At 44.2% G+C, this 14,175-nt stretch carries 10 protein-coding genes; 3 read left to right on the top strand and 7 right to left on the bottom strand.

The features are described 5' to 3' along the window. Positions 1-15 precede the first annotated feature (15 nt). Positions 16-891 (bottom strand): ACP S-malonyltransferase, encoded by an 876-nt coding sequence (gene fabD / locus Q5866_RS16660; RefSeq protein WP_186978658.1) that lies wholly within the window; start codon positions 889-891, stop codon positions 16-18. Positions 892-909: 18 nt separating this feature from the next. Continuing rightward, a complete protein-coding gene (gene folE / locus Q5866_RS16655; protein ID WP_303181395.1) occupies positions 910-1,536 on the bottom strand; it encodes a GTP cyclohydrolase I FolE in 627 nt (208 codons plus the stop codon). A gap of 963 nt (positions 1,537-2,499) precedes the next feature. Between folE and floA the strand changes: the two genes are divergently transcribed. Both floA and Q5866_RS16645 read left to right on the top strand, forming a co-directional pair. After that, positions 2,500-3,489, top strand: coding sequence for a flotillin-like protein FloA (floA, locus tag Q5866_RS16650; RefSeq protein WP_099294405.1), 990 nt, complete (start codon positions 2,500-2,502; stop codon positions 3,487-3,489). Positions 3,490-3,607: 118 nt separating this feature from the next. Beyond that, positions 3,608-4,600: a putative phage abortive infection protein gene (locus Q5866_RS16645; protein ID WP_303181394.1), complete on the top strand. Its 993-nt coding sequence runs from the start codon at positions 3,608-3,610 to the stop codon at positions 4,598-4,600. Positions 4,601-5,150: 550 nt separating this feature from the next. Here Q5866_RS16645 and Q5866_RS16640 read toward each other — a convergent pair. The 5 genes from Q5866_RS16640 to Q5866_RS16620 form a co-directional block, all read right to left on the bottom strand. Beyond that, on the bottom strand, positions 5,151-7,844 hold the full coding sequence (locus tag Q5866_RS16640) for a hypothetical protein (protein WP_303181392.1): 2,694 nt from the start codon (positions 7,842-7,844) through the stop codon (positions 5,151-5,153). A gap of 129 nt (positions 7,845-7,973) precedes the next feature. Then, positions 7,974-9,116 carry a diaminopimelate decarboxylase gene (gene lysA, locus Q5866_RS16635; protein WP_303181391.1) on the bottom strand — a complete coding sequence of 381 codons (1,143 nt, stop codon included), beginning with the start codon at positions 9,114-9,116 and terminating at the stop codon, positions 7,974-7,976. Between the two features lie 135 nt (positions 9,117-9,251). Continuing rightward, positions 9,252-10,565, bottom strand: coding sequence for an aspartate kinase (locus Q5866_RS16630; protein ID WP_303181390.1), 1,314 nt, complete (start codon positions 10,563-10,565; stop codon positions 9,252-9,254). 306 nt (positions 10,566-10,871) lie between these two features. Further along, complete coding sequence (gene prmA / locus Q5866_RS16625; RefSeq protein ID WP_303181388.1) at positions 10,872-11,723, bottom strand: 50S ribosomal protein L11 methyltransferase; 852 nt, start codon at positions 11,721-11,723, stop codon at positions 10,872-10,874. Positions 11,724-11,920: 197 nt separating this feature from the next. Further along, positions 11,921-13,282: a TrpB-like pyridoxal phosphate-dependent enzyme gene (locus tag Q5866_RS16620; protein WP_303181387.1), complete on the bottom strand. Its 1,362-nt coding sequence runs from the start codon at positions 13,280-13,282 to the stop codon at positions 11,921-11,923. Positions 13,283-13,846: 564 nt separating this feature from the next. Here Q5866_RS16620 and Q5866_RS16615 point away from each other — a divergent pair. Further along, positions 13,847-14,059, top strand: coding sequence for a hypothetical protein (locus Q5866_RS16615; RefSeq protein ID WP_186978663.1), 213 nt, complete (start codon positions 13,847-13,849; stop codon positions 14,057-14,059). The last annotated feature ends 116 nt before the right edge of the window (positions 14,060-14,175 follow it).

The following is a 14,175-nucleotide window of genomic DNA, read 5'->3' as shown; positions in this document are numbered from 1 at the left end:
GCCGTCGGCAAACACCTATTGCATTCCCGCGGTTTCCACTTCGGTGCTAACTTTCTTGATCAAGCCTTGGAGAACTGATCCGGGACCGATTTCAAGGAAGGAGGAAGCTCCGTCAGCCAGCATATTTTGCACGGTTTGAGTCCAACGCACGGATGCTGTCAATTGGTCTATCAAGTTTTGTTTGATTTCTTCCGGATCCGATACGGGTTTTGCATTCACGTTCTGGTAAACCGGGCAGATCGGTTTGGAGAAGTGCGTGTTTTTAATCGCATCCGCCAATTCTTGACGGGCGGGTTCCATCAAAGGGGAGTGGAATGCGCCGCCTACTTTCAACGGGAGAGCCCGTTTTGCTCCTGCCGCTTTTAATTTCTCGCAAGCCGCGGTGACGCCTTCTATGGTTCCGGAGATTACGATTTGTCCCGGGCTGTTGTAATTGGCGGGTACCACCACGTCATCAATTTCCTCTAGTGCTTTTTCCACGGTTTCATCCGGCAAACCTAGGATTGCCGCCATTGTTGACGGGCGTGCCTCGCATGCCTTTTGCATGGCAAGTGCCCGGGCGTGTACCAGACGTAATCCGTCTTCAAACGAGAGGGCGCCGTTAGCCACAAGCGCGGAAAATTCTCCCAGCGAGTGACCTGCAACCATGTCCGGTTTCTCGGTCAACGATTTGGCCAGTATCACGGAGTGAAGAAATATTGCCGGCTGGGTTACTTTGGTTTGTTTCAGGTCTTCGTCAGTTCCGTTGAACATCAGATCCGTGATGCGGAATCCCAGTATTTCGTTCGCTTTCTCGAATAATTCTTTCGCCTCGGGAGAGTTTTCATACAAGTCTTTACCCATTCCCACGAATTGAGCGCCTTGGCCCGGAAAAACAAATGCTTTTTTCATACTCGTTTTGTTTATTTCCTAATGAAATTTGTTACTAATTAATCGGATAAACTCCTCCCGCGTGGCAAGTTTCTCGAACGCGCCGCTAAAGTCGGAGGTTGTTGTTACCGAGTTTTGTTTTTGTACACCCCGCATCATCATACACATGTGCTGCGCCTCGATCACCACGGCAACGCCCAAGGGATTGAGGGTATTTTGAATACAATTTTTTATGTCGTTCGTCAGTCTTTCCTGTACCTGTAATCTTCTGGAGAAGGCTTCCACTACCCGTGCTATTTTACTTAGTCCCGTGATGTACCCGTTCGGGATATACGCCACGTGCGCCCGCCCGATGAAGGGCAGCATGTGATGTTCGCAAAGGGAATATATCTCGATGTCTTTCACGATCACCATTTGGCGGTAGTCTTCTTTGAAGAGGGCGGAACGCAGGATTTCTTCCGGATTTTCATGATATCCCCTTGTCATGAATTGCATGGCTTTCGCCATGCGGTAGGGGGTTTTTATCAATCCTTCCCTGTCGGCATCCTCACCCAGCAGTTTCAGTATTTCTTTATAATGGTAACTTAATTGTTCCGTTTTTGTTTTATTGTAATATTCTACCTTGCGGTAAAATTCTTCTTCGTCATCCAATTCCGTGTATTTCATTCAAACTCTCTTTTAGGTGCTTGATTCATCACTCGCGTCAGTGATGGAAAATTCGATGCAAAGTAAAATATAATAATCGAGAATTGAAAATCGAGGATGAAAAATGACAAGAAATGGGGAGGGGATGCTGTTCCGCTGCGAGTGGGATACGTAGCCGTTACACGAGGGTTAACCTCTCGCGATGCATGAAGTTTGGGAGAGATTTGGTAGGGAAAGGTAACGGGAAGCGTGTTTTGCGCACACGTTAAAAAAGCATATTTCTTATTAAAACGTAGGCTATGAGTGGGCGAAGTGCAGGCGAACAGTAGGCGATGTCGCCTATTACCCACTCAAAACTCGCCTAAAACCCGTTTATCGGTATAGTTTATTCCTTAGTTTTGGGATAGGGTAAGTGGGGGTATTCGTGTATTTACTTGAAGTCGATATAAAAATGAAGTAGATTTTTGTCATATATTAAAAATAAACTATCTTTAGCAGATTAAAAACATTGAATATGGAGTGGTTTGTGTTATTCATGCTCGTCGCAATAGGCTTTGTCCTGTTGATTCTTGAATTTCTAGTATTTCCGGGGTGAATGTTGCCGGGATTCTTGGTTTTGCTTGTGTTGCCGGGGCTATTTGGCTGGCTTATTCTACCATGGGTACTACCGTGGGGCATTTCACGCTGCTCGGGACGGCTGTTTGCGGGTTCGGGGTGACGTGGTATGCGCTTCGGGCGAAGACATGGCGGCGAATGCAATTGAACACGCAGATTGACAGTACCGTGGAAGGTGTCGATGAAACGATACGGGAAGGGGATGTCGGGATTACCCAAGGGCGTTTGGCTCCCATGGGCAAAGTGCGGGTTGGTGACAGCGTGGTAGAAGCGGAATCCCGTTCGGGTTTTGTAGATGAAAACCGGGATGTTGTGGTATTGAAGGTGTATAAAAATAAGATAATTGTTAAACTAAAAACAGCTTCAAGGATGGATAATAGCAGTTTGTTTTTTCTGGTAGCGGTCATCGCGGGTGGATTGTTCTTGCTTTGGATGATTCTCTACTTCATTCCGATCGGGTTGTGGTTTCAGGCGTTGGTGTCCGATGTAAAGGTGTCATTGTTGCAACTGGTGTTGATGCGTTGGAGAAAAGTGCCGCCTACTATCATCGTGCGTGCCATGATCGAGGGCAAGAAAGCCGGATTGGAACTTTACCGCGATCTTCTGGAAGCACATTATCTGGCAGGTGGGCACGTGGCTCAAGTGGTACACGCTTTGGTTTCGGCGTCCAAGGCGAATATCGATTTGACATTCCAGATTGCCACGGCGGTAGATTTGGCAGGGCGTGACGTGTTCGAGGCCGTTCAGATGAGTGTAAACCCGAAGGTGATTAATACTCCTCCCGTTGCCGCGGTGGCAAAGGATGGTATCCAGTTGATCGCCAAAGCGAGAGTTACCGTGCGGGCTAATATCCGTCAATTGGTCGGTGGTGCCGGGGAAGAAACTATTCTGGCACGTGTCGGCGAGGGTATCGTGTCGTCTATCGGTTCTGCCGGTTCGCACAAGGAAGTATTGGAGAACCCGGATTCTATATCGAAAGTGGTGTTGAGCAAGGGATTGGATTCCGGTACCGCTTTTGAAATCTTGTCTATTGATATCGCCGATATCGACATCGGTAAGAATATCGGTGCCGAGTTGCAGACAGACCAAGCAGAGGCAGATTTGAAGATTGCCCAAGCGAAGGCAGAGGAACGTCGCGCCATGGCAGTTGCCACCGAACACGAGATGAAGGCTCTGGCACAAGAGATGCGCGCCCGGGTGATCGAGGCGGAAGCCGAAGTGCCGCGCGCTATGGCAGAAGCTTTCCGTAACGGTAATCTCGGTATCATGGATTACTATAAAATGAAGAATATCGAGGCGGACACGAGTATGCGGGAGTCGATCGCTAAGCCGAACGATAAGAAGAATACGCAGAAGTAGACGGAATAATCTGGAAAGTTTCTACGTGATTATGAATGCACAATCAAATTCAGGTTGTGCATTTTGTTGTTTTGGTGTTACGGGTAAATGTGGATAGTTATATAAAAATGATGGCAAAATGGATGTTGATAATGAAAATAAAAAAAGAAAGGAGTATACTTTCTGGTATGTAGTATTGGCTTTAATAGCTTTATTATCCCCTATTATCTTACTGAAATTTCCTTGGTGTATTATTAATTTGGGGGATCTTGAAACAATAGGTCCTACTATTGGAGGTATTACAGCTCCATTTATTTCTTTAATTGCTATTTGGATTACTTTTAAAGCTTTTTGGGTTCAATATCAAGCTAATAATTATCAAAAGGATACGAATGAGCAACAACGAGCCGATATAGCAAAAGAAAGATTCGAGAATAATTTTTTCCAATTCCTAGAATTGTTGCATAAACAAGTGGTAATGTCCAGAATTGATGGTGTGGGCGAAGCAAAGCAGGCATTTCATTATATGTTTTATGAATTCAAAGCTTTGTATTGGATTATACTTTCTTCAAAAATATTTGATAATGTAGAGAATAGACGAAAGTGTGAACTTGAACAAACTTTTTACCTTTTTATGAATGGTGTGAGCGAGTCTTCCATTGCAAGATTATCGGAGTGCTGTTTAAACGTTAAAAAAGAAAAATTGGAAAGTTTGAACAGGAATTTACTGGGGATGCAAAAGGCTTTTTTAGAAAATGGGGAGAAGCCAAGATACTTAAAAGATTATACGGGGAAATCGATACTGTTATTTGATGGGCATAGGTTAAGATTAATACCCTATTATAGAACGGTATGCATGATTGTGCAGTATATCGGGAAAGGTATAAAGGAAATGGAGGCGGAAAATGAAAAGGTCAAAGAATATCAACGTTTTTATATGAATATTCTTTGTTCACAATTCACGGAACATGAAATTGCTTTGTTGAGAACTATATATTTGTATGGAGATGGAGAACATGTTGATTTTAAATGTCATGATAATTCTGTTTTGTGTTGGTTTTTTGAAGAAGTATTAAAGGGCTATATAAAATCACGTACGATGGATGTTGAGGATGAGAAATTCGTGTCCTGAGAGGGAGTGGTTCTAAATTGATTTATGATAAAACTGGAAAAGTGGGATAATGGGTTCGTCAGGATTGAATGTATTAAATTTGTCGAAATCGGGTATGTGATATTTTTCTAGTGTCAGTAACTACCGAGAAATTCTCGGTAGTTTAATTTGGGATATTAATTCATTGCAAATTGGTGATATTCAGTTATTTCTAGGTTACATGCATAGAGCTCCCTCTTGAGGCGGATAATGTGCTTATCTCGCTCAAGCAACCTGATTTTTTGGTTACCCCTTTTGATATGAGGAAAGAGGGATTCCAAGGTTGAAGCCGTACAGGAATATTACTTAATCGTTGTAATGGATTGTTCATATTGCAATATATAGCTATTTTTTGAACACTAAAACATGTCAAATGCGCTTTTCTATTCAAAATATTACTATTTATCTTTTGAGCAATAAACGATTGATAACCAACTAGCATAATATGTTGTATCGTCAAAAAATGCACAATCAAGATCACGAGATTGTGCATTTTTGATTTTATTGCATCTACTGTTGAAAGAATAAAGATTCATTTTTCTTTTTCAGTTTTTTGCGGTAACAAAAAATATTTGTTTCCTTGTCTATCTAGTTCTTTTTGTTCTGGGGTAAATTCTAGATGATTGTAGAGTAGTGTTAATTGGACTAATTGAGGCAAATAGAACAAAAAATTCGGGGTTTCTCCTCTTAGTTCGTTGTTACTTAATATGATTTTTGTGATATTTTCCATGCTCTCCCATTCGGATGGAATACTTCCGGTAAATTTATTCTCTGCTAAAATCAATGTTTGCACGTTTCGTAAATTGCCCAATTCAGGAGGTAGCTTCCCGCTTAAGTTGTTATGTGATGCGTCAAACCATGTCATTTGGGTCAATTGTCCTAATTCTGCGGGTAGGGCCCCGGACAATTGATTATAGGCAAGCCAAAGTTGTCTTATATCTTGCAAGTTCCCTATTTCCGGCGGGATAATACCTTCCAGTTGATTGTATCCTAAATAAAGTCTATTCAGTCGCCTTAACTCTCCTAGCTCGGCAGGAATTTCGCCCGTCAATTTATTCCTGTCTAGGTCCAAGATGGTCAAGCGATTCAAGTTCCCGATCTCCCGGGGAATAGAACCGGTCAACTGGTTTTCACCCAGTGCAAGAATTGTCAAATCTCTCAAATTCCCTATTTCTGCAGGGATTGTACCTGATAATTGGTTTTTCTCCAATGCCAATCTTTCCAACTTGTTTAATTCTCCGATTCCTGTTGGGATTTCCCCGCCAAGATTGTTTTGTCCTAATAATGCCAATGTTAATTTTTTCAAGTTACCGATATTTGCCGGCAAGTGTCCCCCGGCAAAAGCGTTGGCGGCGTGTAAAGATTCTAATGCTGTTAATTGACCTATCGCTTCGGGGAATAGCGAGAATTTGTTGTTCGTGAGTGTAAGCCCTTTTAGTTCCTGTAAATTACCGATTTCTTCCGGTATCTCCCCGTTAAATTGATTATTTAGTAATATCAACCATTCCAGTTTCTCCAGTTCCCCGATACTCGGTGGCAATTCCCCGCTCATTTTATTCGTGTTCACGTTCAAAGTCTTCAATTGCTTCAGCTTGCCAATGGAATCTGGTAATGTTCCTGTCAATAAATTGTTACCTAGACTCAGGTATTCTAGCATCTCCATTTCCGTCAATTCATTAGGAATATTTCCTGTCAATCGGTTATCGGTTAGTTCTAGGGCATTTAAATTCTTTAGTTTACCGAATGCGCTTGGGATACCTCCGGTGAGATTATTCTCGTCTAAAAATAATCTTGTCAGATTTTCCAGTTGTCCGATTTCCGCGGGAATTTCACCTGACAATCGGTTGTTTCTTAGGGATAGAAAACGTAGCTTTTGTAATTTGCCGATAGAAGCCGGGATGTTTCCGCTTAATTGGTTGGTACCTAATGACAAGTGAACTATATCGGTCAACTTTCCAATTTCTTTAGGAATCGCTCCCGAGAAACGGTTGAAACTGAGGTCTGCAAATGTTAATTTGTGTAGTTCTCCTATGGCGTTGGGTAATTTCCCGGAAAAATTATTACCATTCAAGTATAAAGTTTCTAAGTTGTATAATTTTCCTATGTTTTCGGATAATTTCCCTGATATTCGGTTTTTTTCCAAATAGATGTCTTTCAATGATACTAATTCCCATAACTCCTCGGGTAATTCTCCACTCAAGCGGTTATCGGCAAATTGAATACTTGTCAAACCGACTGCTTTCCCTATCTCGGGTGGCAATGTCCCAGTCAATTCATTCTCCGACAAGGAAAGATACCTTAATTGAGGTAACAAGAATAGTTCCCCCGGGATGCCGCCGGTCAATCGGTTGTTGAATAATATCAACTCGTATAATTCCTTTGCGTTTCCCAATGATGTCGGAATTTCTCCACTGATTCGGTTGTTGCTGAGTATGATAGATGTTAATTTCGTTGCCTTGCTCCACTCCGGGGGTAGAGGTCCTTCCAGACGATTGTTTACCATGTGTATAATCCGTAAATTTTCCAACAGTCCCAGTCTATCGGGAAGCTTTCCGGTTAATAGGTTATCGGATGCTTGCAGGCATTCTAGATTTGTCAAGTTGCCGATACTCTCGGGAATCACCCCGGATAATTTGTTATTTTCTATCCGGAGGTATTGCAATTTGTTCAAATTTCCTAATCGATCAGGTAAATTACCAGATAATTGATTGTTGGATAAATCCAAAGAAGTTAATCCTGTCAGATTCACGATTTCGTTAGGGATGTTCCCTGTTAATCGGTTGTGATTTAGTGATAATTGGGTTAGCGACAAGCACTTGCCCACGGAGGGCGGGATGTTTCCCGTGATGTTGTTATGGCATAAATTCAAAACTTCCACTGTTTTCAGGTTAAAAATGCCTGTTGGTAAATTTCCTTTTAATCCGTTGGAAGCTAGATATATGCTTAATTTCCCCGTGTCATAATTTCGCTTCACGCCAGCCCAATCTTCCACGGGTTTGTCGCTCAGCCAATTATTGTTGTTCGTCCAGTTGTCCCCGTCCAAACACCAGTACAACTCTTTCAATGCCGCTCGTTCCTCTGCCACTTGTCGTTCTTTTATCAACAACTCTTCCGCTTGTTTGCGTACCACTTTCTTTTTCTCTTTACGTGTTTGAGCATGTAGATTCTCATCGCCACACCAATAAAGAAGCATGCACGATGCGATAAGTAATATAATTCCTTTCATGGCTAATCCTTTTTGACATTAATGGCTAATTTAAAAAAAAATATTTGAGATTGTACAAGGAAAAGTATGATGCAGTTGTAAAAAATGTCCTTAAAAGTTTGACAAAAAAACTTTTAGGGACATTTTCATTTACAAAAAGAAAGAGCCGGGTAAATCCCGTAAGTTGTACCGGGAGGCCATGACTTCGCCGTAGGCTCCGCAGGAGCGGATGGCGATGAGGTCGCCTCGTCGGGTGGCGGGGAGTTCCCGGTCTTTGCCGAAGCAGTCGGAGGATTCGCATATCGGGCCCACGATATCGTATTTTTCGTACGGTTGTATGGAGGTGAGGTTTTCGATGCGATGGAATGCTTGGTAAAGGGCGGGACGCAGGAGGTCGTTCATTCCGGCGTCGAGTATCACGAATTTTTTGTGCTTGCCTTCTTTCACGTAGAGTACGCGGGAAACGAGTGAGCCGCATTGTCCCACGAGAGAGCGTCCCAACTCGAAATGCAGTTGCTGTCCGGGTTGGGCTTCGAAGAAATCGGCGAATGTCTGGAAATAAGAAGCGAAGTCCGGGATTAACCCGCAGGAGGGGCAGTCGTAATTGATACCCAAGCCGCCTCCGAAATTGACGTGGGGGAGGATAATACCCTGTTCTTTCAGACGAGCCTGTATTTCGTTTACCCGCAGGCAAAGTCCTCGGAACACGGTGAGATCGGTGATTTGGGAACCGATATGGAAATGTAACCCGATAAGACGGATGTTTTCCAATTCCCGGCAGACGGCGATGGCGTGCTCCAAGTCATAAAGGTAGAAGCCGAATTTGTTTTCTTCTATTCCCGTGGTGATGTAATGGTGCGTGTGGGCGTCCACGTTCGGGTTGACGCGAAGGGCGATAGATGCTTTTTTGCCGAGTTCCCCGGCGAGCGTGTTGATTACCTCTATTTCCGGCAGTGATTCGCAGTTAAAGCAGAATATGTCTTTTCCCAGCGCGAGTCGGATTTCGTCATCACTTTTGCCTACTCCGGCATACACGATCCGGTCGGGGTGGAAGCCGTATTCGACGGCTCGGGCAACTTCGTTGCCGCTGACACAATCGGCTCCTATTCCATAATCTTGGATGATTTCAAGTATTCTAGGGTTGGCATTGGCTTTCACGGCATAGTGTAAATGGAAACCGTGGCGGTTGGCCTCTTGTGTCGCGGATTGGAGGGTTGCCCGCAAAAGTGCGGTGTCGTAATAATAGAATGGTGTTTTTAAAGATTGAAATGTTTTGACGGTTTCTATATTCATTTTCAATTAGGTTTATAAGGTTTGTAAAGTTTATAAGGTTTATAAAGTTTATAAGGTTTATAAAGTTTATAAGGTTTATTTTGTTGTCATATATTATACTTTATGAACCTTACGAACTTTATAAACTTTATGAACTCAATTAAATAATCTCTCGCTAAGGTCTTGTAAAGCACGTTGTTTGTCTTCCTGTTTAACGAGCAGGGAGATGCTGTGTTCGCTTGCCCCGTAGGAGATCATGTGTAACGGGATGTCTTGCAGAGCGGTGAGGGCTTGGGCGGCGAGGCCGTTGTTGTTGATGGAGCAGTCGCCGACGATGCAGATGATGGACAGGTTTTCTTCTACCTCGATTGTCCCGTATTTGGTCAAATCTTTTTTGATATCTTCCAGATGGCAGGTGTTATCGATGGTTAGCGAGATGGCTACTTCGGAGGTAGCTATCATGTCAATCGGTGTTTTCCATGACTCGAATATCTCGAATACTTTGCGAACGAAGCCGTATGCCAGAAGCATGTTGCTGGATTTTACCTTGATAGCGGTAATCCCGTCTTTGGCGGCGACAGCCTTGAAGTTTTGTACCGGACTCTCTTTGGTGATCAGGGTTCCCTCGTCACCGGGGTTCATGGTGTTTTTCATGCGGACGGGGATGTTTGCCCTTTTTGCCGGTTGTATACTTGACGGGTGCAGGATTTTTGCCCCGAAGTACGCTAGTTCCGCCGCTTCGTCGAAAGAGAGGCTCCGGAGTGGTTGGGTGTTTTGCACGTAACGGGGATCGTTGTTGTGTACACCGTCGATGTCTGTCCATATCTGTATCTCGCCGGCATTGACGGCAGCCCCGATCAAGGCGGCGGAGTAGTCACTGCCTCCTCTTTTTAAATTATCGATTTCCCCGTAGGCGTTGCGACAGATGAATCCTTGGGTGATGATGATGCGTTCGGTGGTCGGGTTGGAAAGCAGGCGCTTCAAGTTTTGTTCGATGTAGAAATAATCCGGCTCGCAATCCTTGTCGATACGCATGAAGTCGAGGGCGGAGAGTAATGTCGAGGGGATGCCTTGTTCTTGCAGATAGTAGTGCATGAGGGTGGTGGAGATGATTTCTCCCTGTGCCACGACGGCTTTCTCTTGCAGGGGATAAAAGTCTTTATTAATAAAGGAACGGAGATAGGTGAAGATGGTTTGCACGAATTCCTGTCCCTTGTGCTTGTAATCTTCCGTGTCGTAGAGTTCGCTAATGGTCATCAGGTAATCGAGTTCCAGATTCTGTATCGCGGTCAGGGCTTCCTGACGATCGTTCCGGTAGAGGTTGTTCGTGATGTCAACCAGCGTGTTGGTGGTTCCCGACATGGCGGAGAGTACCACGATTTTGGGTTGCTCGTCCGAGATGAGTTGTGCCACTTCTTTGATTCGCGGAGCGCTACCGACAGAGGTGCCTCCAAATTTCAGTACATTCATAATGTTTTATTTTTGTTTTATCCGTTCATTTTTTTCGCATGAAAAAAGCCCGTGTAATCACACAGGCTTCTTCGTCAGTTTTTTTTCACAACAGTACGTTAGCCTGCAAAGAGCCTTTGCATGCACATCATCATATGTTTATATTTGTTTGTATTTTGAGTCATCATACTACTTTTGAGTTTTCACGATGCAAATATTGCATATAGAATTTGAAAAAACAAGACCTTGTTAAAATATTAACGATTGGGGAAACGGCATTCATTTTTTTAACGCCGTATCCTCAAGTGGTTTTGTCACGTTGCAGAGTTACAGGTTATGGAAGATAACAGCCGTCCAGTTGTCTTTTATCTTGTGGGATTGATATTTGAGTCCCAGACTTTCAGCTTTGTCCCGGATCATGGGGATATCTTCCGTGTAGAATCCGCTCATGATGAGGTAACCGTTCGGGTTCAATACATTCACGTAGGCGTGCATGTCGTTGAGCAGGATGTTGCGGTTGATGTTGGCAAGGATGATGTCGTAATGTTCTTTGCCGTCCAATAGAGCGGCGTCACCGATCAGTACACGGATGTTTTGCACGTTGTTGGTGGCGATGTTCTCCATGGCATTGTTATAAGCCCACTCGTCGATGTCGATTCCGGTGAGGGTGGTCGCCCCGGCTTGTGCCGCCATAATAGACAGGATTCCCGTGCCGCACCCCATGTCGAGTACTTTTTTCCCCTTGAATTCGGGTTTCATGTCAAGTATGTTTTCCAGCATCAGTGCCGTGGTGGCGTGGTGTCCGGTACCGAAACTCATTTTCGGGTCGATGATGATTTCGTGTTCGATGTTATCAATCGAGGGGTGGAAACCCGCCCGCACCAGAATACGATCTTGAACGAGTATGGGGGTGAAGTTTTCTTCCCATATTTTGTTCCAGTCTTGGTTCTCGATTTCGGCTTTCTCCCATGTAATGGTGTACAGAGAGCGGAAGAAAGAGAGGATTTCCATTTCTTCAACTTGTTCCGGCTTGAAATCTTTTGATGGGATGTAGGCTTTGAAACCGTCGTCCGTGTACGAGAAACTGTCGTAACCGAGGTTGCCTAATTCGGCGATGAGTGCATCGGCAATGTCCTCCACGTGGGGAGTGATATGGAAAGTAAGTTCTGTATAAAACATGCTATCTGATTTTTTTGCAAATGTAGCAAAAAATAGTCAAAAGTCCGTGAGGTCCATAAAGTCTATAAGGTCTGCAAAGTCATGGTGCCCTCCGGACGATTTCACCGACAGCTCTGCTATCGTGAACAAAACGCCCCGTGGGGGCAATGGACTTTTGACCTTATGGACCTTATAGGCTTTACGGACTTATTTGCTCTTCACATGAGTTTCTCCAGTTTATTCAACGATTGAGCGATCTCCTGATCTGAAAGTTCGAAATTTTGCAAGTTACCTCCAAGGTATTGCTCGTAAGCGAATAAATCGATCATTCCGTGTCCGGATAGGTTGAAAAGGATTGTTTTAGCTTTCCCTTCTTCCTTGGCGATTTTTGCTTCGCGAATAGCTTGGGCGATGGCATGGGTGGATTCCGGTGCGGGAATGATGCCTTCGGTTTTAGCGAACAGGATTCCTGCCTCGAATGTTTCCAGTTGGGGTATCGCGACGGCTTCCATGAGTTGATCTTTCAATAATTGACTGACCAGAACTCCCGCGCCGTGATAACGCAGGCCACCCGCGTGAATACTTGCCGGCTGGAAGTCATGTCCCAGCGTGTACATGGGGAGTAATGGCGTGAGACCGACCGTGTCGCCGAAGTCATACTGGAATTCTCCGCGAGTGAGTTTCGGGCAGGATTGAGGTTCCACGGCGATAACCCGGGTGTGTTTGCCTTCTTTCAAGTTGCGACGGATAAAGGGAAAACTGATTCCGGCGAAGTTAGAGCCGCCGCCAAAGCAACTGATCACGATATCCGGTTCATCTCCCGCTTTCTCCATTTGTAACAGTGCTTCCTCTCCGATGATTGTCTGGTGTAACAACACGTGGTTCAACACGCTTCCGAGGGAGTAATTCGTCAGCGGGTCTTGCGCGGCTAATTCAACGGCTTCGGAAATGGCTATTCCCAAGCTGCCGGGGGAATCAGGAAATTCACTCAATATCTTTCTTCCGGCTGCCGTCAGTTCGCTCGGGGAGGGGATCACGTCGGAACCCCACGTGTTCATCATGAGTTTGCGGTAGGGTTTCTGGTTGTAGCTGACCTTGACCATGAAGACTTTCAGATCCAGACCGAAATGCTGGCAGGCAAAACTGAGTGCCGTACCCCATTGTCCGCCACCGGTTTCCGTGGTGATTCGTTTGATTCCCTGTTTATAATTGTAATAGGCTTGAGCGATTGCCGTGTTCGGTTTGTGTGAACCGGCAGGACTCGTTCCCTCGTTTTTGAAATAGATTTTTGCCGGGGTGTCGAGAGCTTTTTCCAACGCGTAAGCCCGCACGAGAGGGGTTGATCTCCAGATTTTGTACAAGTCTTGTACTTCGTCGGGGATCTCGATATACCGTTCCGTGGAAAATTCTTGTTTTGCCAGTTCTTCGGCAAACAGCGGGTAAAGGTCTTCCGGCTTCAACGGTTGTTTCGTGCCCGGGTGAAGCGGGGGGAGAGGCTTGTTCGGCATGTCGGCCGCGATGTTATACCATGTTGTCGGCATTTCTTGCTCCGTGAGCAGGATTTTCTTGATCTGTTTCATGTTTTCTGATTTTAATAGTGAATAAAAAAGAAGAGAGCCTATTGCTAGTAAACAATAGGCTCTCTCTATATCTTCAATTATGCAATACAATCACATAACCTCATTGTTTACTATGAAGTTTAAAGAGGTGCCACCACCAAGTAAGGGCTATGTGTTGATTGTATATCATAATCTTTCTTTCTCTTTGTTCGGTGCAAAACTAGGCATTGATTTTCTTTTTTCCAAATTCAAAGTAAAAAATGTGGAATTAATTGCTTACATTTGCAGCATCCCACTCGAATTAAGATAAATGAACGTGTATTGCACAGAAGAGATTGCCTCCGGTGTGCTATGCACGTTTTATTAAATTCGGAGTGGGATCTTAGTTTAATAAGAAGCCGGAGGCATTTCTTTTGTTAGTTTAAACGATGCAAGTAAGATATTGTTATGTTTTCCGTAACAATTTTTGAAAATTCTAAATTTGTCAAGGTGGGGCCGTGATGGTTACCCACCTTATTTTTGTAACATATTGTCAATTATGCTCGTAGTATTTATTATTGTATTCTAGCTAAACTAAAATTAATTATGATGAGAACTTTTGGAAGAATTGGATGGATTTGCATGGTGACTATTGTTGCCGGATTGGCATTGGCTTCTTGCGGGAATAGCCAGAAGAGTAAGGTACAATCGGGTAATCAAGCCCAGCAACCGGCAGGCGCTGTCATCGAGGAGTCGGAGGTAGTCGTGGAGGTGGATAGTATTGCACCTGATTCTACCGCGGTGAAAGTGAAAAAGTAAAGGAGGGGGGCGAAACACCCCCTCTCGTCCATAAGGTCTGAAAGTCCATAATGTCGTAAGGTCAAATGTATCGAAAGAATTGATTTATATCATTATGTTATAAATCATGGACTTTA

This window comes from uncultured Butyricimonas sp. (genome assembly GCF_959596855.1).
Classification (GTDB): domain Bacteria; phylum Bacteroidota; class Bacteroidia; order Bacteroidales; family Marinifilaceae; genus Butyricimonas; species Butyricimonas muris.
Note: the sequence above shows the minus strand (reverse complement) of the source record. Positions and strands in the feature narration are given on the sequence as shown.